Genomic DNA, 21,151 nt, shown 5'->3' with positions numbered 1-21,151 from the left:
GAAACCGCAGGTGATCGGCTCGCCGGTCGCCACCGTCAACGGCTCGTGAACCGTAAGTGGGCCCCGCCGCCCTCGAAGCGGCCTACCGCCGACGGCCGGCTCTTCTCCGGCAAACGGACCGGCTTAGGCCAAGCGGGCCGAGGTCGTGCGGCGGTAGCGGGCAGGAGGGGTCAGGCAGACCGCCGCCTTGAACTGGCGGGCGAACACCGGGCGGTCGCGGAAGCAGGCACATGAGGTTCCCCCCCGGTCGCTCGGAGGCTTTGATCCTCACCCTCCCCCAACTGCCGTACGTGTCGCCCATCGCATCACCGTGGTTTACTGGGTGGTGTCGAGGCGGTCGAGTTGCTGCTCGACGCGTGTGGCGTCGTCATCACGGCCTTGTTGCCGGTACAGCCGCAGGAATCCCTGCCATACGGTGCGGGCCTGCTCGTGGTGTCCGAGAGCGGTTTGAGGGTGTCCGAGGCCGTCGAGGGTGTTCGCGGTTTCGAAGTGGTAGCCGAGATCGCGGAATAGGGCCAGTGCTTGGTGGTAGTGCTCGACGGACAGCGTGTGGTGGCCGCTGTGGTGTTCGATGTAGCCGAGGCTGTCCACCCGTCCGTTCGCCCTGCTCACGCAACTCAAGACCAATCGAACCGTGCGTTCCCGCAGCTCAGATTAGTACTTCCTCGGTGGTGCCATAGCTCCTTACCCTTCCAGGTATCAGAGCCTCCACTCGACTCGGGGCGATCCACTCCAGCACCCATGACCTCGTGCTGGAGGACATCGTCATCCGCATGGAACGCTCCGGTGCCGTGCGCAGCTTCCACCCGGATGGGACCGAGGCGTTGGACTTCGGTGACGGCGTGGTGGAAACCGGGACGTACAACGACCACTCACTGACCGGACACCTACACCGGAAAGATCGAGTACCGCTACGAAGCCGACGACGGCACGGTCCACCTGGATATAACGTCCGTGGACATCCCCAGACGCCGCGAAGTCGACGGAACCCTGATCAGCGAGAAGACCCTGAACAGCTTCACCAAGACCACCGCGGAGGACAGCTTCACCTGCTCGGCGGACCGACTGGTACTCGAAGGTGAAACGACCTCCGAGTACACCCGGCTGAACGGGGGTTGACGTCCGCAGTGGGACCGCCGCGGATGACACCGGGGTGGTCCTGCGAAGCTGCGGGTGGCTGTGAGGTTGTCAGCTCGGAAGGAGCGGGTTCAGCCATCGCCCTCGACCAGCCCTGGTCGCCAGCGAGACCACGCCCAGAGAACCGGTCAGCGCCGCCGCGGCCGCCGCCCCTGCCCGTCCAATGGCCCCCTTCACCTGGGTGATGTCGAGCGCCGTCGCGGCGGTCATGACGAAGGCGAACAGCAGCAGCTTGGCCGTCTGGACCCGGCTGTAGCCCGGTCGTCGCCGATGTGGTCGACCATGCGGTCGCGCAGCTCGTCCGGTGAGGTGTCCGACCTGTCGTCCACTTCCATATCCGTTCCGACACCGGCCGGAGCCGGGACCCGTCAAGCGTCGTGCCACATCATCGCTGGTGTGCCCTGTCGCAGGACGTGCAGGCGGTGACGAAGCACGATGGCGGCTTCGCTGTCGCCGTGGTCGGTGCGGCGGATGAAAGAACCAAGTGTGTGCAGGTCTCGAAGGGCGTGCAGGGTCGGCAGGCCCGTCCAGTCGCGCAGGTCGTAGCCGTACGCCTGGGCGAAGCGGTCCAGCTCGACGGTGGTGCGGCCCATGCGGATGCCCTGGTAGGTGTTGGCCAAATCGAGTTCGCGCGGGCCTACGGCGGTTTCGTCCCAGTCACCGAGCCGCCACAGACCACTGGTCGTGTCGAGGAGCAGGTTGCCGGGGTAGGCGTCGCCGTGCAGGTGGCCGTGGCCGAGTGGGAAGTCGAGTTCGGCGTAGTTACCCAGCAGGGAGCTGGCCGTGTCGGTGAGCCAGGCACGGTCATCGGGAGTCAGACAGGCTGCGGTGGTAATGGTCGCGTAGAGGGAAGCCAAGGGACGGTAGATGGGCAGGACGACCGGGGGCGGCGGCAGTCGGTGCAGCTCGTGCAGGAGATGGCCGAGTTCGGCTGGGTCGGGCTGGACAGGCGTGCCGGGTTGGGGGTAATGGGTCCAGAAGGTGACGGTGCGCCTGTCGTCGGTGATTGGTCGGCCGCCTGGCAGCGGGGCCGTGGCGGGGAAGCCTCGACCGGTCAGCCAGCTGGCGATCGTCACCGAGCGCGCGGCGGCGGCCGGGTCGCCGGTGTGAACGCGGGCGATGGCATCGACAGCCGGCAGCAGGTAGACCGCAGTGGCGTGTTGATGCAGCAGCCGCAGTCCGCTGGTGTCCAGACCCAGCTCGTGGGCGGCGCGCTCCACCAGGAGTTCGGTGGGTTCCTCGTCAGGGTGCGGTGCGGTCACCCCTCGAATCTAGCGAGCGCACCGCCGTGGGTGCGTCGAGCAGGTCGTCGAGCAGTTCGTGAGCACGTCGAGCGCCTGCGACTGCGGTAAGCAACCCGCGTGTGCGATGGACCGCCAAGGGCAGTTGTGCGATGCGTTCGCCGGGCTGGAGTCGCCGCAGTGGTTGCAAGGCCGCCGAGGCGGCGTCGAGGTCCCGGTCGAGCAGGTGGCTGTGGGCGAGTACGACGCGGGCGAGTGCCACATCGCCGTAGGAACGTTCCTGTTCGGGTGCTCCGGCGTAGGCGGTGAGCGCGTCGTCTGCGTGGCGGCGTGCCGGTGCGGCGTCACCGAGCAGGTCATGCGTGCCGGCCCGGTAGTAGGCTGCTTTGGCTCGGGGGAAGGTGAAGATGCCGCCGAAGGCGCTGACCTCGTCGTGCTGCTCGGGCAGCGAATCCAACTCGTCCAGGCGCCGTAGCGCGTCGCGGGCTCGGGTGACGTTTCCTGTTCGGGCGCTTGCCCGCGCCTCCAGGGCAACGGTGCGTCGCATGGTCTGAGGACCTACCGCGTCTAGTGAGCCGGAGTCGAGGAATCTCAACGCTGCGGCGGGCGTGGAACTCCATTCCAGGGCCAAGGCAGCGCTGCCACGCGTCCAGACGCGCAGGGCGTCGCTGTCAGCGGCTTCGGCGCAGCGTTCGGCGGTGTGCAACTGGATGCGGGCGGAGGCGTGATCGCCGAGGTTCTGCGAGGCGGAGGCCAACAGCAGGCATCCGATCCCGGCCACGGCATAGGCGTCGCGGAGCTGGCGGGGCCGTACACCCCGCCGGATCAGGGCGAATGTGGTGTCGCGGGCATCGACGATGTGCCTGAGTAGATCCACCGCAGGGGTGTGGACGTAGGCGGTGGCCAATTCCGCCAGCGCGACTCCCAGCCAGTCGAGGTCCGGGTTGTCCGCCGTTGCGGTCGCCAGCACCGAGCCGAAGTCGACCGCACGCTGTGCCGCCGCGGACATCAGCCTCTGCACGTCGGCCTGCCGCGCGTCAGCCGGATGCATCTCCATCGACCGGCCGCCCAGTAGAACAGCGTCGTATAGCAGCGCTTCGCCTGGTGGTTCTTGACTGCCGCCTGTCGGTACTCCACCCGCCGCGTCGGCTGGTGGTGTGGTGGGCATGTGGAACCAGAGGTGGTGGTGGGGGATGCGGAGGAGTTGGGCCCAGCGGGTGAGTTTGGTGAGGTCGTTGACGGGTTCGCCGTTCTCGATCCGGCTCAGGCGTGTGGAGGAGAGGCTGATCCAGGCTGCGGCGGTGGCTTGTTGGATGGGCTGTCCGTGGTGGGGATGTTTGCGGTAGGCGCGGATGACGGCGCCGATGTCGCGGGCGGCCAGGGCGGCGCGCAGGTCGGGGTGGTTCCAGAACTCGGCGGGGACCTCGGGTGGTTCGGCGGGGTGGCGGCGTCCGGCTCGGGTGCACGGACCGCATCGGTCAGTGCGGTTGTCACGGGCGAGTCGAGTGCCACAGGCGCAGCGTCGCACCGCGTCAGTGGTGTCCACGATGACCACCTCCTTCAAGCACAGGCCGCGCATCTGGACGGTCGGTGTCGACGCTGTGCGTACACCTGGTGTCCGTGTCGTCTGTGTGGCTGTCGGACGGGTTGAATGTCGATCGGTTTCTCGTCGGTGGCTCCGAGGTGTCGGCTTGATCTTCGCCCTGCGATGCTGGCGTTGCCAATGTCGAACCGGTGGTGTAAATCAGCGCTGCCAGGCGCCCCAGCCGTTCCAGCGTTTACGGAGGGTGGGAGCTTGGTCTGAATCGCGTTTCCATAGTTGGATACGGTAATCGTCCATGCCGTCCACTCCCTGGGTCGCCTGCTCGTAGCCGCGGCCGGCGATTCGGGCGCGATACTTGCCGGTGGGCACTTCGCATGGAATGGGCGGTCGTCCGCCCGAGCCTTCGAACGACAGGATCCCGTCCGATACGTCAAGGTCCACGTCGACGACGTGGTCCCAATCGGCGTCGTCGAGCGAGGGTTCGTCGGCCCACGTCTCGACCCGCATCGGCGCTGTGAAGTTCCACTCCACTGGTGTGACGAGGTCGATGAGTCCGGCGGACGTGCCGACGTAGCGGCCCGACCGGTGGGCGTCGTCGAGGGCGCGCAGGACCGCGTTGTGTCCGTCCGGGTCGCTCGCCCAGGGAGCGGCCGAGTAGATGTAGACCTGGCCGTGGCTGATCTCGACTTCCAGGCTAGTCGCCGTCGCAGGCTGGTTCATCAGCAGGCCGACTCCTCTGCGATGTCGGTACCCGTGTAAGGGCCTTGAGCAATCTTCGTCGGATGGATGATAGCCACCAGGAAGCTGTCGCCGTCGTTGATCCCGAGCGCACCGTAATGGGCACGCAGCGTGCCCCCTTGGCAGGCATTCTCCCGAGGGGGAACCTCCATTTCGAGTGCGCCTTGTCCGCCCTCCCGGGTGCTCGCGAAGGGGTATTCGTCACATTGTCCGCCGTGAGGGCGGGGGAAGGTGCGAAGGCAGACCTGTTTGCGGTTTTCCGGTTCGGCGGCGGAATCCTTGGTCAGCACGCCTGGTTTTCCGGCACGCCACGCTTCGGAGACGTTACGGGTGATAAACGGCATTTTCGCCGCGTCGAGGACGACGAACTTCAGATCGTCACATGCCTGTGCGGCCAGACTCTGCTTGGGCGTGCACTTGTCCACCTGTGCCGATGCCGACGCGGCGACCATGAACTGCACGTCCCCCTCGCCCACGAGTTCGACCCCGCCTGCGAGCGGGTTAACCTCCGCAAGCCAGCCCAGCCCCGATTCGACCGCCTCGGGTGCGACAACGAACGCCGCCGCGGCGAGTACGACCAGCGGTAACACCGCGCCTATGGACTTGGTCCCCACACAGTCCCCTTGATCGTTGTAACGTGATGCGAGCGTGGCATAACCAACAGTTGGTGTCCCCGTTTGCATGGTCGGGTCCACCATTCGGCGGACAGGCGCCCCCTGTGGCGACGTCCGCCCCGCGTTCCGCCTCGGGACGGGGTTCGCCACGATGGTGATCATGCGCGCTCTGGTACTTGGCGGGTCCTGGTTCCTCGGCCGGGCCGTGGTCGACGCGGCACTGGAGGCCGGGCACGAGGTGACGACCTTTCGGCGCGGCCTGAACGGCGAGGACGCCAACGGTGTCCACGTGGTACGCGGGGATCGCACCAGCCTGGAGGACCTGGCCCGGCTGGCGTCGCACGGGCCGTGGGACGTCGTGATCGACACCTCCGGGTACGCGCCGCGCGAAGTGCTCGCGTTGGCCCACCTCCTGGAGCCGGTCGCGGACCGGTACGTGTTCGTCTCCTCCATGTCGGCCTACGCCGGCTGGCCGATCGAGCCGTTGACCGAGTCGTCCCCGGTGCTGGAGTGCCTGCCCGACGCGGACGGGGACTCCGGCTGGGGCAGCTGTCGACGGTCCTGAGGTGTCGTCTTGATCGTTTCCCTGCGATGATGACCACAGTTGATGAGGGATAGGAGCTGAGATGGCCGCGACCAGCGTCGAGACGGTTTTTCGGGCTCTTGACGGCCTTCAACTTCGGGGCACGATCGTGACACCTGAAGCGACGTCGAGTCATGCGATTGTTCTCGTCCACGGTGGCGGCGTCACCCGCGAGGAGGGCGGATTTTTCGGGCGTTTGGCGGACGGTCTGGCTAAAGTCGGCGTCGCGAGCTTGCGTTTCGACTTGCGAGGCCACGGCCAAAGTGACGGACGTCAGCAGGACGTGACGCTGTCCGCGATCCTCAATGACATCCGTGTCGCGTTGCGGCATGTCCGGGAAGTGGCCGGTGTCGAAACGGCGAGCCTGCTCGGCGCAAGTTTCGGGGGCGGTATCTGCGCTTATTATGCGGCCAAGCGGTCCGACGAGGTGGAGCGTTTGGTACTGCTCAACCCTCAACTGGATTACAAGAAGCGGACGATCGACAGCCGGGACTACTGGTCCGATGACTATCTGGACGACGACACGTCCCAACTGTTGGTCGAGCAGGGGTACATCGACTTCACGCCCACCTTCCGGCACGGGCGGGCCCTGCTCAACGAGGTGTTCTGGCTGAGTCCGCACCTGTCGCTGGGCGAGATCACCGCGCCGACGCTGATCGTGCACGGCACCAAGGACACCTTCGTCCCGGTCGAGTCGTCACGCTGGGCCGTGTCCCAGTTCAGTGCCGAGCACCGGTTGGTCGAGATCGAAGGCTCGCAGCACGGGTTCGCCGTGCACGACGATCCCGGCTACCTCAACCCCCAGAGCCGGCAGTGGCAGGCATCGGTCGTCCGGACCGTGGCGGAGTGGATCACCGCGGTGTGATGGTGACCGCCGACACCGCTTCGTGAAGTTCTCGCACGGCCGCCCGGGTCTTCCAGGGCTTCAGGGTCTCGACCACCGCCGACAGTTCCTTGAGCGTGCGGTGCGAGTCGGTCTCCTGGGCCAAGGCCAGGGACTTGAGCGCCGTATGGGCTGCTTCGTCGGGTTCGCCTGCCAGGCCCAGCGAGGTCGCCATGAGCGACATGAAGTAGCCGTAGTCACGAGGCGAGAACTCGTGGGCGGACAAGGACGCGCGGTACAGGTCAGCGGCTCGACGCGGGCGCCCGGCTTCGGTGTGGCAGATTGCCGTCTGCATCGTCAGCAGCGTGGCGTTGTAGTGGCCACCGAGGGCTTCCTTGGCGTCGCCGCTGCTGCTCTCGGCGTCCGCCAATAGGGTGTGGGCCTCGTCCAACTTCCGGTCGACTTCCGTGTCGTCCACTCCCAGCATCGCGTGGGCACGGGCCTCCTGCTGGGCAGCCTCAGCCCTCACGCGGACCGGAAGCGACCATGGTCCCGATTGAGCGGCCTGGCTGAGGGTAAGCATGCGCAGCGCGTCACGTTCGTCGTAGGCGGCCTGGGCCTTCTTCAACAGGATGTAGCCCTGCATGGAGGTGTCGTTGACTTCCTGTGCCCATTCGGTCGCACGATCCCGCCAGAATGCGGCGCGCTCGGGCTCCTGGGCGTCCCGGTAGAGCCAGCCGGTGAATTCCGCTGCTTGCGCGCCCATCGACAGGAGTTGACGACGGACGTCGGGTTTCACGTCGCGCGCCACTTGTCGGACGGCTTCCAGGAGTCCGAGCGCGACCGGCAATGTCTTCTTCGGGCCTTGGCGGCCGTCGTCCGCCATGGCCTCGCGGAGTTGGCGGGCGAGATGATCGACCACTTCACCGTTTAGGAAGCGGCGAGGGTTCGCCATCGCTTTGTCCACTTGCGCGATCTCGCCCGGTCCGAGCGCTGGAAACATGAAGACAGCGGTCCCTTGAAGAAGAGAGCGGCGGCTTATCGGCATGTCGCTGTGGGCGACAGGAGCGGCGTTTGCTCCGGACAGGCGAGCCCCGTCCATGATCCACCTATCCAGCAGGGAGGCGAGGTCACGGGTCGTGATGCTCCGCTGGTCCAGCGGCACGAGCACCAGTTGTCCGTCGAGCACCACCTGGAGATGTAGTCCGCCGGAGGGTTGCTCGTGGCGTTGTTCCGGCTGCGCTGTCTGTGAGGGGTCGCCTGCGTCGGGCATCCGGAACCAGAGTAGGTGCTGCGGGATGTGCAGGAGCTGCGCCCAGCGCGCGAGCTTCGTGAGGTCGTTGACGGGCTCGCCGTTCTCGATCCTGCTCAGTCGTGTGGGTGACAAGCCGATCCAGGCCGCGGCGGTCTCCTGCCGGATGGGCCGGGGGTGGTGGGGGTGTTTGCGGTAGGCGCGGATGACGGCGCCGATGTCTCGGACGGTCAGGGCACTGCGCAGCTCGGGGTGGTCCCAGAACTCGGAGGACACCTCGGGGGGTTCGGTCTGGTGACGGCGCCCGGCCCGGGTGCAGGCACCACAGCGGTCGGTGCGGTTGTCGCGGGCGAGCCGGGTGCCGCAAGCGCAGTGACGCACCGCATCGGTGTCGCCTATGACGACCGCCTCCCTCCGGCTCCGACCGAACCCCGGTCAGCCAGGTCACGCTACTAAAACACACCGTAACGGCACTTGCGTTTTTCGCAGATCAACTTGCTGCTACCCGCAACCTCACAAGTGCTAGCCGACGCCACTCTTGGTCATCACGACGGACATGGAATTACAAGCCACCGTCCCCAGCGGAACCGGAGGTGAGGCGGATGTGGATAGCTGCATCGCGAGAACATCACGCGACTGTCGCCTCCGGCGTCTTCGCTACCGGATTGCCCCACATCATCGCACGATGCCCATCACGCGCAACGGTGTTCACCGGATGAAGCGGCCATCTACCAGTGCGCCGCTTCGCGGCGACGATCTCCCTCAGGTCGTCGGCTACGCGCGCGTCAACAGCGCCTTCGACACAGGCGACACCCGCGACACAGGCGACATCCGATGGAGGGACCCGCCGGAGAGGATCCGTCGAACCGTCGCACGGTACTGCCAGCACACTGAGCTGCCGTTGTCACAAGTCGCGGTCGACCGCGACGTGGCCGACGAACGCCTCGGCGGCCGTGTCGGCTCCACTGCGGTCTTGGATGTCGCGACGTTGAGAGGCGCATTCGCGGTCGTGGTTCCGTCCCTGGACCATCTCTCGTCCGACCCCGCCATACGAATGGCGCTCCTCGCGCAGCTAAGCGGAACAGGGGCCCGGATCGTCACGATGGAACCGGATCCCGGTCGGGAAGCGATGATCCGCAACATCGCCTCCCGGCGCCTCATGCAGCCCGCGACGGGATCGCGGACACACAGGCTTCTACTCCCGGCGGGCGCGGGCGGCCGGGAATGCCAGCGAGCGGCGAGGGAGTGCAAAGCGCACATCCCCGAATCGCGCTCACCCGTCGACCGCTCGCCCTTGGGGCTCGTCAACGCCGCTGCGACCCGACCGCCTGCGGCGTACAGGCGAACAGGGCCAGACCGTCGTCGAACGGGACTTGCCGGCACCGAGTCGGGTTCATCTTCATCGGCACAGCAACGGAGCATGTCGTGGACGAGCGGAGAACGATCTCCATCCAGCTATCGAGGGTCAACGCCGACATCGCCCGCTTCCTGGGCCGGTTGGTGGCCGAAGAGGACCCGACCAATACGGTCGAGTACACCGTGTCGCTGGGGCGGGCGGCTCATCTGCTCGGCCTGCACCTCCAACGGACGGCGATCGTCTTGGCGGCCTTTTCCCGCTTCGAGGACTCCGGCCCCGAGTCTGAGGCCGTCGACGACGTCGAAGCCGACGAGGTCGATACCGCATCCTACGAGACGGTGGTCAACGCCGGGATCGACGCTCTGAGTCGGAACCCGCACTTCACGCCCGAACTGCTGAATGAACTCTTCGGAGATGCCGCGAAAGCCGCGATCTCGTCCGCGGCCGAGTCGCCGAAAGAGAACGCGCCGAGAGTGGCCGGCGACCGTGCCGACGGCCACACGAAGCGCGTCCACAACTGATCGATACTGATATTCCCGGTACCGAATAAACGTCTTCGCGCTGTACGAAAACAAGGGGTGCAATGTTCGACAGGGAGATGCTCAGGGGTAGCACGCCCTGGCCCGCTCGCAGAACGCCTGAATCGGTCATCGACGCCCCGGAGCCGGGCTGGCTGGCGACCTACCAGTGCCTCTGGCAGCACTCCTTCACCCTTCGTCTGGCCCGGACGGCTGCCGCGCCTGCGACCTGGCAATGCCGCCGGCATGGCGGCAGACCCGCGACGTTGACCGGCCCCACGCACGGCGCGTTGTGGAACCCAGGCAGCGGATCGTCACGTGCGTCCTCCGAGGGGGAAGGTCGCGGACCGAAGACCGACAGGCCCGGCAGGACGCCGTGGCAGATGCTCCGGGAACGCCGGACCATCCCCGAATTGGAAGCCCTCCTGCGGGAACGGCTGGAATTACTGCATTCCGTCCGACGGTAACGGCGGGGGCGTCTCGCGTCGTCAATGAAATAGCGATGAAATTTCTTACTCCCTGAGGCAAGGGGTGTGCAACGGGGTGGACACTGCGATGCTTATCGACGGGGCGGCATGAATTCAGGGCCCATCAAGGGGAACGGGTTGGGTGGGATCGTGCATGGCTCGGCCGTGCAGGCGGGCAGCATCGACATGCTCAACCTCCACAACCCGTCCGCAGGTGCCGCGGCGGTTGTTCCGTGGCAGTTGCCACCGGGCATGCGGGTGTTCACCGACCGGGAGCGCGATCGTGAGCGGTTGAGCCTCCTGCTGCCCACAGTCACCGACGCCGATGCAGCGGTGGGGGTGGGCCCGGTGATGGTGGGTCTGCACGGCCCGGCGGGGATTGGGAAGACCGCGTTGGCGGTGCGGTGGCTCTCGGAGTTGCGTGACAGGTTTCCTGACGGGCTGCTGTATGCCCGGTTCGACGCCGGTGGACCGGCTCATGTTCCTAACCCGGATTCCGTGCTCACCGGGTTCCTGCTCGCGTTGGGTGTCGCGCAGCACGCTCTACCCGCCGAACCCGAGCACCGCATCGCGCTGTACCGGACCCTGACCTCCGGTCGGGCGCTGGCGGTGCTGCTCGACGATGTCGGCGAGGTCGGACAGGTGATGCCGCTGGTGCCCAGCGGACCGCGCTGCCTGTTGATGGTCACCGGCCGTCGCCCGCTGGTCCGGTTGATCGAACAGGGCGCGTGGCCGCACCAGGTCGCGGCCCTGAGCAGAGAGCACGGGCTGGCCCTGTTCCAGGGCATCACCGGGCACGACCGCGTGCACGCCGACCTCCAGGCCGCCGCCGCGCTGGTCGGGCTTTGCGGCGGGCGTCCGCTGAGCATCGCGTTGTTGGCCGCGAACGCCGCGCTGCACCCAGGCGTGCCGCTGGCCGTGTTGGCTGCCGACCTCGCCGGGGACCCAGTGGACAGCCGCGCGCGGGAGGACAACGTCGTGGAACGTGCCGTGACAGCGGACTACGAGGGTCTGGAGCCTCTCGGCCAAGTGCTGTTCCGGCTGCTCGGCGTGCAACCGGTCAGTCGCTTCACCTTCCCGATGCTGCTCGCGCTGCTCGCCCCCTCCCACGAGCAGCCATCCTCGGTCCAGGACGTGGAGGCCGCAGACGAGCAGCGGTCGGATCTGACCAGCCGGTCGCGGTCGCGCCGGGCTGCGCGGGTGCATCGCGTGCTCGACGGTCTCGTCGCCGCCCACCTGCTGACCCACCACCCGGCCACGAACCTGCCAGGCACCGACAGCGCGCAGGATCCGGCGGGGACTACCGGGCCGGTGTGGGAGATCGACGCGGTCCCGCACCACCTCGCCCGCCGCCTCGCCGAGACCCTCGACCCCAAGAAGGTGCGGCTCGCCGCGCTGGTGCGGGTGGTCGACCTGGTGCTGTGGCCGGCGCTGCACGCCGCCGACCTGCTCGTCACGCCCCACCGGCGCCGCACGCCCTACCCCGCCACCGCGGAAGACGACATGTCCGGCGAGGCGGTGGCCTTCTCCGACCGGGCGGGCGCGTTGGCCTGGCTGGAGCGCACCGTCGACACCGTCGCCGCCTACGCCCACGCCCTGCACACCGCAGGCGGGCACCGGCGGGCCTGGCACCTGGTCGATGCACTGTGGCCGCTGTGGCAGCACCGCAAGGACTACACGCTCAGGTTGGAGTTGGACGTCCTCGCCCTGCGCGCCGCCCACGCCTGGGATGACGAGGCGGCGCAGGCGGAGATGCTCACGCGGATCGGACTGGCGCAGACCTCGCTGCGTGCGTTCGACGAGGCCGCCGAGGCACTCACGGCGGCTCTCGCGCTGCGGCTGCGGCTGCGGGACCGGTGGGGCGAGGCGGACTGCCGCACCACCCTGGGCCTCTACCACCAAGCGTTGGGCAACGTCGACCACGCCGGTGACCAGTTCCGGCTCTCGGCCCGCCAGTACCAGGCGATAGGAGCGCTGCGCGAGCAGGCCCTGACCAACCACCACCTCGGCGTGCTGTACCTCGACGCGGGCCAACCCCACCTCGCGCAGGTCCAACTCTCACGCACCCTCGACGAGTTCGCCGCGCTGCCCGAACCCGACGAGCGCAACGCGCTGCGCACCCGCGTCGACCTGGCCCGCGCCCACCTGGGGATAGGTCAGCACGACCGCGCCCGTGCCCTGATCGTTGCGGCCGTCGACGGGCTGGCACGACTGGCCGATGCCGTCGAGCACGCCCGCGCCTTGGAAGTCCTCGCCGACATCGCCCACGCCACCGGCGACCCGTCCTACCCGCACCGGCTCGCCGACGCCCTCACCGTGTACGAGTCGGTCAACTCCCCGTGCGCCGGCCGGGTGCGTGAGCGCCTCGCCGCCACAGGTGCTCCCGCCACGGCCGAGCCCGACGGTGATCGGACTGTCGAGGATCCGGAGTCGCGGCGGCCGTGAACAGGACGACCGACACGCTGAGCGGCCGGATGACCGGCACCATTCTGCGGCCCGGCCAGGTCACCGTGCGCCTGTCCGCACAGCCGTATCAGCCGTCGAACCGGACCCGACTTTCCCTCCCGCACCGCAGCCCGGAGTGGCCGACCCCTCGACCACGACGCCGGGCGCGCCGCGATCAACGATCCCCGCACCGGGACGGACCACGCCATACCGGTCACGGTCAACGCTCCCGGGACGGACCGGTCTGCCGGCCGCACCCGCCCGACCTGGGCCCCCGCACTTCGAACACGGCCACCGGCCGCACCGTGGCACCCGAGCACAACCGAGGAAGCTTGATGGACACCGACGAGAAGACCACCCAGACGAGGCTGAGCACGGCGCGCAGCCGCGAGCTCGGCGAGGAACTGCGCCGCGTCCGCCATGCCGCCGGCCTGTCCTCCGCCGAGGTCGCCGAGAGCCTGGGCTGGTCGCTGGGCAAGCTCAGCAAGCTCGAAACCGGCAGCCGCGGCACCAGCCAATGGGAGATCGCGATCATGGTGGGCCGCTGCGGCGCGGACAAGGCCACCCGCGACCGCGTCATGGCCATCGTCCACGAGCCCGACACCGGAAGCTTCACCCGCTCCCACCACGGCAGCCCCGACACGCTCACCGCCCTGACCGTCCACGAACGCCTGGCCGGCGACGTCGTCGCCTACGAACCGCTCACCGTGCCCGCCCTCGCCCAGACCGCGGCCTACGCCCGGGCCCTGACCGGCGACGAGAACCTGACCTCGGTCCGGGCCGCGCGGCTGGACCGTCTCCTGCACAGCCGCACCCCGCCGCACATCACCCTCTACGTCCACGAGACCGCGCTGCGGCTGGTCGTGGGGGACCGGGCCGTCATGCGCGACCAACTGCTCCACCTCGCCCTGCTGATCGGCCGGCCCGACGTCACCGTGCACGTCATCCCGATGACCGCGTCACCGCATCCCGCTCTGCGCCATCACGCCACGCTGCTCACCTTCGCCCCGCCCCTGCCACCGCTCGCCTACAGCGAGAGCGGCCTCGCCACCGTCTTCCACGACCACCCCGACGCCATCGAGCACTACCGGCACCGGATGCGCGAACTGCACGCCCGCGCCCTGCCCGAAGCCCAGTCCGGTCAGGTCATCGCCCGCTGGGCCGATGTCTACGACAAAGGCATCCGCTGACCGGGGCCCCACCCGCGGCACCGGCGCCCTCACGGCGGCCGACGCCGCGACGTCGGCGCCGTCAAGCCCCATGAAGGGCCTGCGACGGCCCTACGGACCCGCATCGCGTCCACCCTCCACAGCCATCACGACACCTGGACTGCCGCCATGACTCCGGCTCACCACGCGCTCGACGACCCCGCCCGCACCCTGCGGGCGATCCTGCGCACTGCTCCCTGCCTCGACCTGGGGCTCGACGCTGTCCGGACCCTGTTGCCCGACCACGACCCGGCGAGTGTCGACGCGGCGCTGGTCGAGCTGGTGGCCGCAGATTTGCTGCACCGCGACGGCCCGGCCGACGCAGCCCGGTTTCGGGTGCCCGACGTGCTGCGTGCCGAGCGCACCGCCGACCCGGACGTCACCGCCGACCTGGACGTGACCGCCGCGCACCTGCGGCTGGTCGAGCACTACATGGCCAGGCTGACCGCGGCCTCGGAGACGCTGGAGCCCGGCAAGTTCGCCTTCTCCGAACCACCCGGCCCGGCGTGGACACCACCCGACCGCGTGGCGGCACGTGCCTGGGTCGATGCCGAGTGGATCACCGTCGTGGCCTGCCAGCGGCTGGCGGACGACCTGGGCTACGACGACCTGGTGTGGGGGATCGGCGAGCGGCTGTGGATCCTGCTGCGCTCCGCGGGGCTGTTCGACGCCGTGCTCGACACCCAGCAGTTGGCCGCCTCGGCCCGCCGCCTCGAACACCCCTACGCCTCGGCCGCCCACGCGAGGATCTGCTGGGCGCTGCTGCGACTGGGCCGCCACGCCGAGGCCGTGCAAGCCGGCGAGCAGGCCCTGGCCCTGGCCCTGGCGGTGATGTTCGACCACGCCTGGTCGAAGGCGACCGCGTGGTCGCAGCTGGGACGCGCCCACCACGCCACCGGCGCACCCGACCTCGCACTGACCTGCCTTCACCGCGCCGAAGCCGAGGACACCTCACCGACGGCCAAGGGCCTGCGAAGGCGGCACAGGGACGAAGTACGCCACTCCACCGGTGACCTGGCCGGGGCGGAAGCGGACTTCCGCGCCGCCCTGGAGCTGATCGGGTCCACCCCACGCCCGCGGCTTCCGGAGACCGCCCGGGTGCTGGTCCTGCTCGCCGGTGTCCTGCTCGAGCAGGACCGCGCCCGCGAGGCCGTCGAGGAACTGGGGGAGGCGGTGCTGCTGCTCGACCCGGACGCCGACACCCTCTACCTCGCGGAGGTCGAACTGCACCTCGGCCACGCCCTGCTCGCCTGCGGCGAACACGACAGTGCGGCGAGCGGCTACCTGCGCGCCGCCGCGCTGTTCGACCGCGCAAGCCACCCCCAGCGCGCCGACGACGCCCGCGCCCGCCACACCGCGATCGGCGGGGTGGACTGATGGATCACCCACTGCCGCGCGTGGATTCCCTGTTGCCGGGCGAGGACGGCCCGCGGTGGGTCGACAAGACCACGGATCTTCTCTCCGGCGCTGCGATGCCCGGCGCGCACCTGGCCGGGTGGGCGCGGTCGCAGGCGCCCGCGCTGGTCGCGCTCGTCGAGGACGACGAGACGGGTCGTCGGCATCGCGTCCTCGGCTGGGCGCTGGATCACGGCGACCGCGTCGAGGTGCTTATCGCGGGCGTGCACACGTCAGGGGCGTCTCTGGACTCCGTGGTGACCGCGGTCGACCCGCGTGGCCGTCTGCGCACCGTGACCGTCTACGACCCCGGCCGAACCGGCGCGGGTGCCGTCGCGGCAGGTAGGCCAGATCTGTCCCTGCCGTTGGGGCCGCAGCTGTCGGGGCGCAGCCGCGTCGACGCCTTCCGCCTGGCGTGCCTGGCGGAACTCAAGGCACAGGCCGCCACGGGGATCACACCGGGGGAGCTGGCGGCACGCCACGCACTCACGCCGCGTCGACTCGAGGTCCTGTTGCGCGAAGCCGACCTGACACTGCACACCGATCGGCCGATCGGCCCGCAGATCCGGTCGCTGCCCCTGGCCCACCCGGTCCGCCGGCAGGGCGAAGCGATCCTGGCGGGGGAGTTCCTGACCTGCGAACATCCCGACGCGGTCAAGCGACGCCACGACGTCAGCACCCACATCCTCTACGGCGCGGTGCGCCGCTACTGCGACGGCCGGCTGGTCGCCGGGATGCCGTTGGGACCGCAACTGCGGGTGCACCGGCCGGGTAGTGCGGCGTGGTTGCTGGCCGTGCGCGTCCTCGCCCGCGAACACGCCGACGACGGCGCGGACGCGGTGCGCCGACGTCATCTGCTCAACCCCCGACGCCTGGACACCGTGCTCGCGTGGACTCTCGACAACCAGCTGGACGCGCCTGACGAGGGCCGGTCGTGATCCGGGCCCTACGGCCCGACCGGGGGCCCGTGATCCCGCCGTCGACCGGCGAGGAACCCCTGTTCACGACCGCGGCATCGACGGACATCGCCGCTGAAGACACCGCCGCCGAGGACGTCACCGCCGCCGTCGAATCGTGTCCTCCTGCCGGACCCGTACGGCACCACGCTCGCGGCGATCGCCCTGCCCGGACCCGACCCGACCCGGCCTTCCCGCCCGCTCGCCGAGCGAGCGCCCACCCGCGACGCCGCGAACGGAGAACGCCATGACGACCGCCCTGCACCCAGGCACCGGAGCGTCCTTCACCGGACTGTCCTCCTCTACCGGACCGGCCTCCTCTGGAGCGTCCGCCTCCGGAGCGTCCGCCTCTGGGGCGGTCGTGCGGGCCTGTCCGGCGCGGGCGAGCGCCTACCTGCTCGGTGGACGCGTGCACACCCAGGCCGACCGCGGCTTCGCCGAGAGCCTGGTCGCCCGATGGCCCCGCTGGGTCGTGGACCTCAAGGCGTCCGAAACGCTGCTTACCGGCACGCTGCGGACTCTGCGGGCCCGCGGCTACGACCAGGTGATCGACCTCTGCCCGGTGCTGCCCACGCCCGAGGGACCCTACTTCGCCTTCGACGCCCACACAGGTGTGCGCCTGGTGCGCCTGGACGGCGATCCCGGCACCGCCGCGCAGACCGCCGCGCTGCTGCGCGGCACACCCCACCGGGTCGTCCGGTGCGCCCCGGACCGCCCCGGCGAGGCCATGGCGGTGATCCGCACACGTCGACTGCTGACCCCGCATCACCCCGTGGTGCTGCTCGCCGGCATGGGCGCCCTGGAGAGCGAGCCGCTCGGCTCCGGGCTGGAGCGGATGTTGGCCGCCTGGGGGACCGAGCTGCCCGACGGGTCACTGCTGGTGTTCACCCACGACACCGATGACGCCCGCACCCCTGCCCAGGCCAGAGCCGCCGGTAGGGCCCGCCTGCTCTACACCGCGCTGGACAGGGCGTTCACCGCCCGCTCCGGCGCGGCACTGGCCGCGTCGCTGCGCACCGCAGGCTGGCTGCTCACACAGCCGCTGACCTGGGCATCCCGCGGCCCTGCGGCAGGGCCGGGCGTCGCCGAACGGTTCCCGGCACGCCCCGACGGGCGCGCGGCCTCGGTCCTGGCGGGCATCGCCGCATACCGACCCCGACACCACACCACCACCGCCCCCGTCAACGAGGCACCGGCGACCGACACGGCCTGGCGAGTCTTGCCCCGTGGCGTCGATACGGGCGGTGGGCGGCGGTGAACGCGACGCATCGGATTCTGGTAGCGCTGGCCAAGGCAGGTGAACACGGACTGACCGGCCGGGACATCCGGCAACACACCGGCGCGGGCGGTAACTACCTGCGCCTGGTGCGACTGGTCACCGCCGGCCTCGTGACCCGCACGTGGCAACCAGCGCATCCCGGCACGCGGCGCCGCCGCCTGTACCGGGTCACCGACCTGGGGCGGGCCGAAGGACGTCAACTGGACCTACTGCCGCCCCCGCCGGCACGGCGTGCACTGCCCAGACCGTGCTTCCTCGACGGCCGGGGCAGGGCCGCGCTGGCAAGCGGAGACGGCGGGTCGTCTTCGGACGCGTTGAGCACCCGGTGGCCGCACCCGGTCCTGCTGCGCAACCACCTGCTCGGCGGCACCCTCCACCGCCCGATCGACCGGCTCGAGGCGCAGCGACTGCGCGAGCTGGACCCGGACATCGACACACAGGCCCGCGCCGTCGAGATCCAGCGCGGACACGCGCTGCGGACACTGACCGACCGCGGCCTTGTCGAACAGGTCCTGGACCTGTCCACCGGTCTCCCCGCCCACCGGGTCGTGCGCTGCGCGCACGTCGCCCTGGAAGACGACACCTCGCCCGTCCCCGTGGTCTACGTCGTCACCGACCACCATGTGGCCGCCGCGACCCGGGCAGCGGTGAACCACCACTCCCACGTGGGGGTGGTGGTGGCCAACCCCTGCGACGTACACGCGGTATGGCAGGCCGTGACCGGCTTCAACACGACGCGTCCCGGCCGTCTTCTGCACCCCGGCCGCCCCGTGGTGCTCGACGCCCTGACCATCAGCGACCTGGTGCCCGACCCGCGCCGGTTGTGTGCGGTGCTGCGCGCCTGGCGCACCACCGTGCGGGAGGACTCGCTGCTGGTGCTGGCCCGATCACCGGACCCGGCCCTGCCCGACCCCGTACCGATCGCGCGACGCGCTGGCTGGCAGCAGCTACCCGGTTTCACCCCACCGGCGCCGCAGAACGCAACAGTGGCCGACCGTCGGACACAGGTCACGGTGCTCACCACCGGGCTACACCGATGGTGGGGACAACCGGCCAGACGGCGACCGGCCACAGGGACGCCGTGGTGAGCCTTCCACCGCCACGCCGTCCCCCCGAGATGACCGACCCATCGTGGGGACTCGCCCGCCACGGCGGGTCGCCGCTGCGGACGTCCGACCCGGGCCCGCCGACCGAGTACCTGCCCGTGCTCGGAGAGCTGTCCTGCTCCACAACGCAAGTCGACGCCGTCGACCGCGACCGCGAGCAAGCCGCGGCACTCAAAGCCCTGCGACACAGGGAACTCCCGCACGGTGACTACCGCGTCCTTCTCGACCGGATCCTGCACGGACTACGACGACTCTGACACGAACGGAGCACACATGATCGACACCAACACCGACGGACACGACCCGGACACCACAGCATGACCACCGACCACGACAGGCCGGCGCGCCGGACCGCGCCCGACCCCGCCGAACCGCCCGGCCCGCGGCTACGGATGGGCGAGCACGTCACCGACTACGACGACCACCAGTTCGCGATACCGCGACCGAGCCCCGACACGCGTGCGGCCCACCCGCCGCCCACCCACCGACCTGCACCGCCTTGTCCGGCCGACCAGCTGGACCACTGGCCGCACGACACGGCAGATGAGGCAGCCCGGTGAATGACCTGCCTCGGTGGCCTTCCGGGTTCACGGCCCGCGACAGCAGCGGCACCGATCCGCTGACCACGTGCCACCCCGCCCGCATCCACGCCCTCCTGCGCGGCAGCGACCACGCCACCGCCGCCGAACACGCACTGGTACAACGACTGCTGCACCACGACCCGGCGCTGCGCGACCGGTCCCGCACCGCGTGGTCCTGCCAGGCCCGCACGTCCCTGTACTTCGCCCGCCTGAAAGTCGGCGCCATCGTCGACCTCGCCACCGGCATCCCGGACACCGCTCTCGCACCACACCGGATCCCGCCCGACCTCACCGGACCGCCCACACCGGTGGTCTACGTCAACGCCGACCCCACCGTGCACGAGCACGCCGCACTGCTGACCCGACACGACAACGCCACCACCGCCGTGTCGGCCGACATCCGCGACCCCCACACCGCCTGGTCGACCATCCGGGACACCGGCCTGATCCCGACGGGCACACCGGTGGCGTTCCTCGCCGTCGGACTGGCCGACCACTTCACCGACCCCGCCGACCTCGGCCGGACACTGACCGGCCTCGCGGGTGTCGCACCCGCGGGCTCGCTGCTCGCGATCACCCACCGCAGCGACACCACCCACCTCGCCCGCGCGGGTGACGACCCGACACCGGACTGCCGGGCCGACCTCGCCCGTCTCGTCCACGACTCCGGCTGGAACCTCCAGGAAGCCGCCACGCTCGCACTGCTGTGGCACCCCGCACCCCACGACGTGCGCTACGGCACCCCCAGCGTCGCCTTCTGCCTGGCCGAACTCGCGGCACCCGGCAACGACACGGCGCCGCCGTCCGCCGGCCTCCGCGACAGTCCCACAAGGCTGCGGACCGCTTCCCGGCCCGTCGCCGACGATCGCCACGAGCCCCGTCCCCGGTCACTCGGCGAAGCTGGAGGGAGCGCGTGAACAACGCCACCCGGGAACTGGTGCGGGAACTGGAGCCGTTCATCCGCGGCACGGTGCGGCTGTCCTGCCACGCGCCGCTGCCCGCGCACCTGTCCCAGGAGGACCTGGTCCAGGACGCGTGCCTGTCGGTGCTGCAAGCCGTACCGCGCTACAGCGGTCCGCCACAGGCCATGCGCGGCTGGGTCGCGGTCATCGTCCAGCGCCGCGTCGCCGAGGTCTACCGGTCGACGAAGACCTGGCGACATTATCCCGTCGGCGACATGACCGAACTGGTCGACAGCATCGACAGGGGCCACGCGCCCACCGTCGAACCCCACACCGAATCCGACACCACCGTCATCGAGCTGATCTCACACCTGGACGAGCGAAGCCGCCGCATCCTGCTCCTGCGCGACGCACACGACCTGTCCTACAGCGAGATCGCCCGCCGGTTCGACATCACCGCCAACGCCGTCCGCACCGCCTACTGCCGGGCGCTGGCCAAAGTACGCGCGATGTCCGAGTGGGGCATCGGCGCACCCGTCACCCTCATCCACCGCGACACCATCCGGATCAACCCCCGCAACCAGGACCGCCCACCCGGTGAGCTGGACCTTCTCACACACTCGATCACCAACCGAGGGCTGTGTCGCCCGCTGCTGCTGCGCCCCGTCCCGGGCCGGGGGAGAGCGGTCGAACTGCTCGACGGACACCGCCACCTCGCCGCGACACACCGGACCACACGCATCCACGTTCCCGTCGTGGTGCTGACCGACGTCAACCAGAACTGGTTGAACCAGGCAGTCCACGGACTACCACCGATCCGGGCCCGAGCCCTGCTGGCCGAACACGTCGCGACAGGCCGCACCAGTCCCTCGTGGTCCACCGAGCCTGCGAGCGGGCCGGCATCCCGCCCACCGGCCGGACACGGAGTCCTCGACAGGTTTCCGCCCGCCACCCGTCGACCACGTCACGTTTCATGACCGCGCCCGAACGCAGCCGCCTGGTCCGG

General features: G+C 69.7%; 19 protein-coding genes. 13 read left to right on the top strand and 6 right to left on the bottom strand.

All coding sequences use genetic code 11. The features are described 5' to 3' along the window. Window positions 1–315: 315 nt before the first annotated feature. Window positions 316–591: a tetratricopeptide repeat protein gene (locus ACR807_RS32985; RefSeq protein ID WP_438925389.1), complete on the bottom strand. Its 276-nt coding sequence runs from the start codon at window positions 589–591 to the stop codon at window positions 316–318. 363 nt (window positions 592–954) lie between these two features. Here ACR807_RS32985 and ACR807_RS32980 point away from each other — a divergent pair, with 363 nt between their 5' ends. Continuing rightward, a complete protein-coding gene (locus ACR807_RS32980; RefSeq protein ID WP_438925388.1) occupies window positions 955–1,119 on the top strand; it encodes a hypothetical protein in 165 nt (54 codons plus the stop codon). 386 nt (window positions 1,120–1,505) lie between these two features. Here ACR807_RS32980 and ACR807_RS32975 read toward each other — a convergent pair whose 3' ends face one another. The 4 genes from ACR807_RS32975 to ACR807_RS32960 form a co-directional block, all read right to left on the bottom strand. Further along, window positions 1,506–2,399 carry a phosphotransferase gene (locus ACR807_RS32975; protein WP_438925387.1) on the bottom strand — a complete coding sequence of 298 codons (894 nt, stop codon included), beginning with the start codon at window positions 2,397–2,399 and terminating at the stop codon, window positions 1,506–1,508. Beyond that, window positions 2,380–3,924, bottom strand: coding sequence for a hypothetical protein (locus ACR807_RS32970; RefSeq protein ID WP_438925386.1), 1,545 nt, complete (start codon window positions 3,922–3,924; stop codon window positions 2,380–2,382). The genes ACR807_RS32975 and ACR807_RS32970 overlap by 20 nt, the downstream gene beginning before the upstream one ends. Window positions 3,925–4,122: 198 nt before the next feature. Continuing rightward, entirely contained in the window at window positions 4,123–4,641 is a 519-nt protein-coding gene (locus ACR807_RS32965) for a hypothetical protein (RefSeq protein WP_438925385.1), read from the bottom strand. Next, window positions 4,641–5,435 carry a NucA/NucB deoxyribonuclease domain-containing protein gene (locus ACR807_RS32960; protein ID WP_438925384.1) on the bottom strand — a complete coding sequence of 265 codons (795 nt, stop codon included), beginning with the start codon at window positions 5,433–5,435 and terminating at the stop codon, window positions 4,641–4,643. Before ACR807_RS32960 ends, ACR807_RS32965 begins: the two co-directional genes overlap by 1 nt. On the opposite strand from ACR807_RS32960, the gene ACR807_RS32955 reads away from it, so the two are divergent. Together ACR807_RS32955 and ACR807_RS32950 are read left to right on the top strand one after the other, a co-directional pair. Then, on the top strand, window positions 5,434–5,838 hold the full coding sequence (locus tag ACR807_RS32955; RefSeq protein WP_438925383.1) for an NAD-dependent epimerase/dehydratase family protein: 405 nt from the start codon (window positions 5,434–5,436) through the stop codon (window positions 5,836–5,838). The two genes, ACR807_RS32960 and ACR807_RS32955, sit on opposite strands and share 2 nt — an antisense overlap. Before the next feature lie 61 nt (window positions 5,839–5,899). Next, the gene (locus ACR807_RS32950; RefSeq protein WP_438925382.1) at window positions 5,900–6,721 is read left to right on the top strand and encodes an alpha/beta hydrolase; all 822 of its coding nucleotides are present in this window, start codon (window positions 5,900–5,902) and stop codon (window positions 6,719–6,721) included. Here ACR807_RS32950 and ACR807_RS32945 read toward each other — a convergent pair. Beyond that, window positions 6,708–8,207 (bottom strand): helix-turn-helix domain-containing protein, encoded by a 1,500-nt coding sequence (locus ACR807_RS32945; RefSeq protein ID WP_438925381.1) that lies wholly within the window; start codon window positions 8,205–8,207, stop codon window positions 6,708–6,710. The two genes, ACR807_RS32950 and ACR807_RS32945, sit on opposite strands and share 14 nt — an antisense overlap. 1,149 nt (window positions 8,208–9,356) lie before the next feature. On the opposite strand from ACR807_RS32945, the gene ACR807_RS32940 reads away from it, so the two are divergent. The 10 genes from ACR807_RS32940 to ACR807_RS32895 all read left to right on the top strand — a co-directional run bounded on the left by ACR807_RS32940 (window position 9,357) and on the right by ACR807_RS32895 (window position 21,122). Further along, window positions 9,357–9,809: a hypothetical protein gene (locus ACR807_RS32940; protein ID WP_438925380.1), complete on the top strand. Its 453-nt coding sequence runs from the start codon at window positions 9,357–9,359 to the stop codon at window positions 9,807–9,809. 62 nt (window positions 9,810–9,871) lie between these two features. Continuing rightward, window positions 9,872–10,273 carry an RNA polymerase-binding protein RbpA gene (locus ACR807_RS32935; RefSeq protein ID WP_438925379.1) on the top strand — a complete coding sequence of 134 codons (402 nt, stop codon included), beginning with the start codon at window positions 9,872–9,874 and terminating at the stop codon, window positions 10,271–10,273. Window positions 10,274–10,423: 150 nt separating this feature from the next. Beyond that, window positions 10,424–12,718 (top strand): NB-ARC domain-containing protein, encoded by a 2,295-nt coding sequence (locus ACR807_RS32930; RefSeq protein WP_438925378.1) that lies wholly within the window; start codon window positions 10,424–10,426, stop codon window positions 12,716–12,718. Between the two features lie 335 nt (window positions 12,719–13,053). Beyond that, the gene (locus ACR807_RS32925) at window positions 13,054–13,908 is read left to right on the top strand and encodes a helix-turn-helix domain-containing protein (RefSeq protein ID WP_438925377.1); all 855 of its coding nucleotides are present in this window, start codon (window positions 13,054–13,056) and stop codon (window positions 13,906–13,908) included. 147 nt (window positions 13,909–14,055) lie between these two features. Beyond that, a complete protein-coding gene (locus ACR807_RS32920; protein WP_438925376.1) occupies window positions 14,056–15,303 on the top strand; it encodes a hypothetical protein in 1,248 nt (415 codons plus the stop codon). Then, window positions 15,303–16,259: a hypothetical protein gene (locus ACR807_RS32915; RefSeq protein WP_438925375.1), complete on the top strand. Its 957-nt coding sequence runs from the start codon at window positions 15,303–15,305 to the stop codon at window positions 16,257–16,259. The genes ACR807_RS32920 and ACR807_RS32915 overlap by 1 nt, the downstream gene beginning before the upstream one ends. Before the next feature lie 379 nt (window positions 16,260–16,638). Beyond that, window positions 16,639–17,535 carry an SAM-dependent methyltransferase gene (locus ACR807_RS32910; RefSeq protein WP_438925374.1) on the top strand — a complete coding sequence of 299 codons (897 nt, stop codon included), beginning with the start codon at window positions 16,639–16,641 and terminating at the stop codon, window positions 17,533–17,535. Beyond that, window positions 17,532–18,644, top strand: a complete 1,113-nt coding sequence (locus ACR807_RS32905) for an SAM-dependent methyltransferase (protein WP_438925373.1) — start codon at window positions 17,532–17,534, stop codon at window positions 18,642–18,644. The genes ACR807_RS32910 and ACR807_RS32905 overlap by 4 nt, the downstream gene beginning before the upstream one ends. A gap of 574 nt (window positions 18,645–19,218) precedes the next feature. Further along, window positions 19,219–20,160 (top strand): SAM-dependent methyltransferase, encoded by a 942-nt coding sequence (locus ACR807_RS32900; RefSeq protein WP_438925372.1) that lies wholly within the window; start codon window positions 19,219–19,221, stop codon window positions 20,158–20,160. Next, window positions 20,157–21,122, top strand: a complete 966-nt coding sequence (locus ACR807_RS32895) for a sigma-70 family RNA polymerase sigma factor (RefSeq protein ID WP_438925371.1) — start codon at window positions 20,157–20,159, stop codon at window positions 21,120–21,122. The genes ACR807_RS32900 and ACR807_RS32895 overlap by 4 nt, the downstream gene beginning before the upstream one ends. Window positions 21,123–21,151: the final 29 nt, after the last annotated feature.

Origin of the sequence: Saccharothrix sabaoui, from assembly GCF_051756985.1 — a bacterium.
Lineage (GTDB): Bacteria > Actinomycetota > Actinomycetes > Mycobacteriales > Pseudonocardiaceae > Actinosynnema.
The sequence above is the reverse complement of the archived record's forward strand: the minus strand, read 5'-3'. Positions and strand labels throughout refer to the sequence as shown.

Bases quoted from the DNA above. Each gene is read 5' to 3' on its own strand.
- ACR807_RS32950 (WP_438925382.1), top strand. From the start codon at position 5,900: ATGGCCGCGACCAGCGTCGAGACGGTTTTTCGGGCTCTTGACGGCCTT.
- ACR807_RS32955 (WP_438925383.1), top strand. From the start codon at position 5,434: ATGCGCGCTCTGGTACTTGGCGGGTCCTGGTTCCTCGGCCGGGCCGTG.
- ACR807_RS32935 (WP_438925379.1), top strand. From the start codon at position 9,872: ATGTTCGACAGGGAGATGCTCAGGGGTAGCACGCCCTGGCCCGCTCGC.
- ACR807_RS32925 (WP_438925377.1), top strand. From the start codon at position 13,054: ATGGACACCGACGAGAAGACCACCCAGACGAGGCTGAGCACGGCGCGC.
- ACR807_RS32960 (WP_438925384.1), bottom strand. From the start codon at position 5,435: ATGATCACCATCGTGGCGAACCCCGTCCCGAGGCGGAACGCGGGGCGG.
- ACR807_RS32915 (WP_438925375.1), top strand. From the start codon at position 15,303: ATGGATCACCCACTGCCGCGCGTGGATTCCCTGTTGCCGGGCGAGGAC.
- ACR807_RS32965 (WP_438925385.1), bottom strand. From the start codon at position 4,641: ATGAACCAGCCTGCGACGGCGACTAGCCTGGAAGTCGAGATCAGCCAC.
- ACR807_RS32920 (WP_438925376.1), top strand. From the start codon at position 14,056: ATGACTCCGGCTCACCACGCGCTCGACGACCCCGCCCGCACCCTGCGG.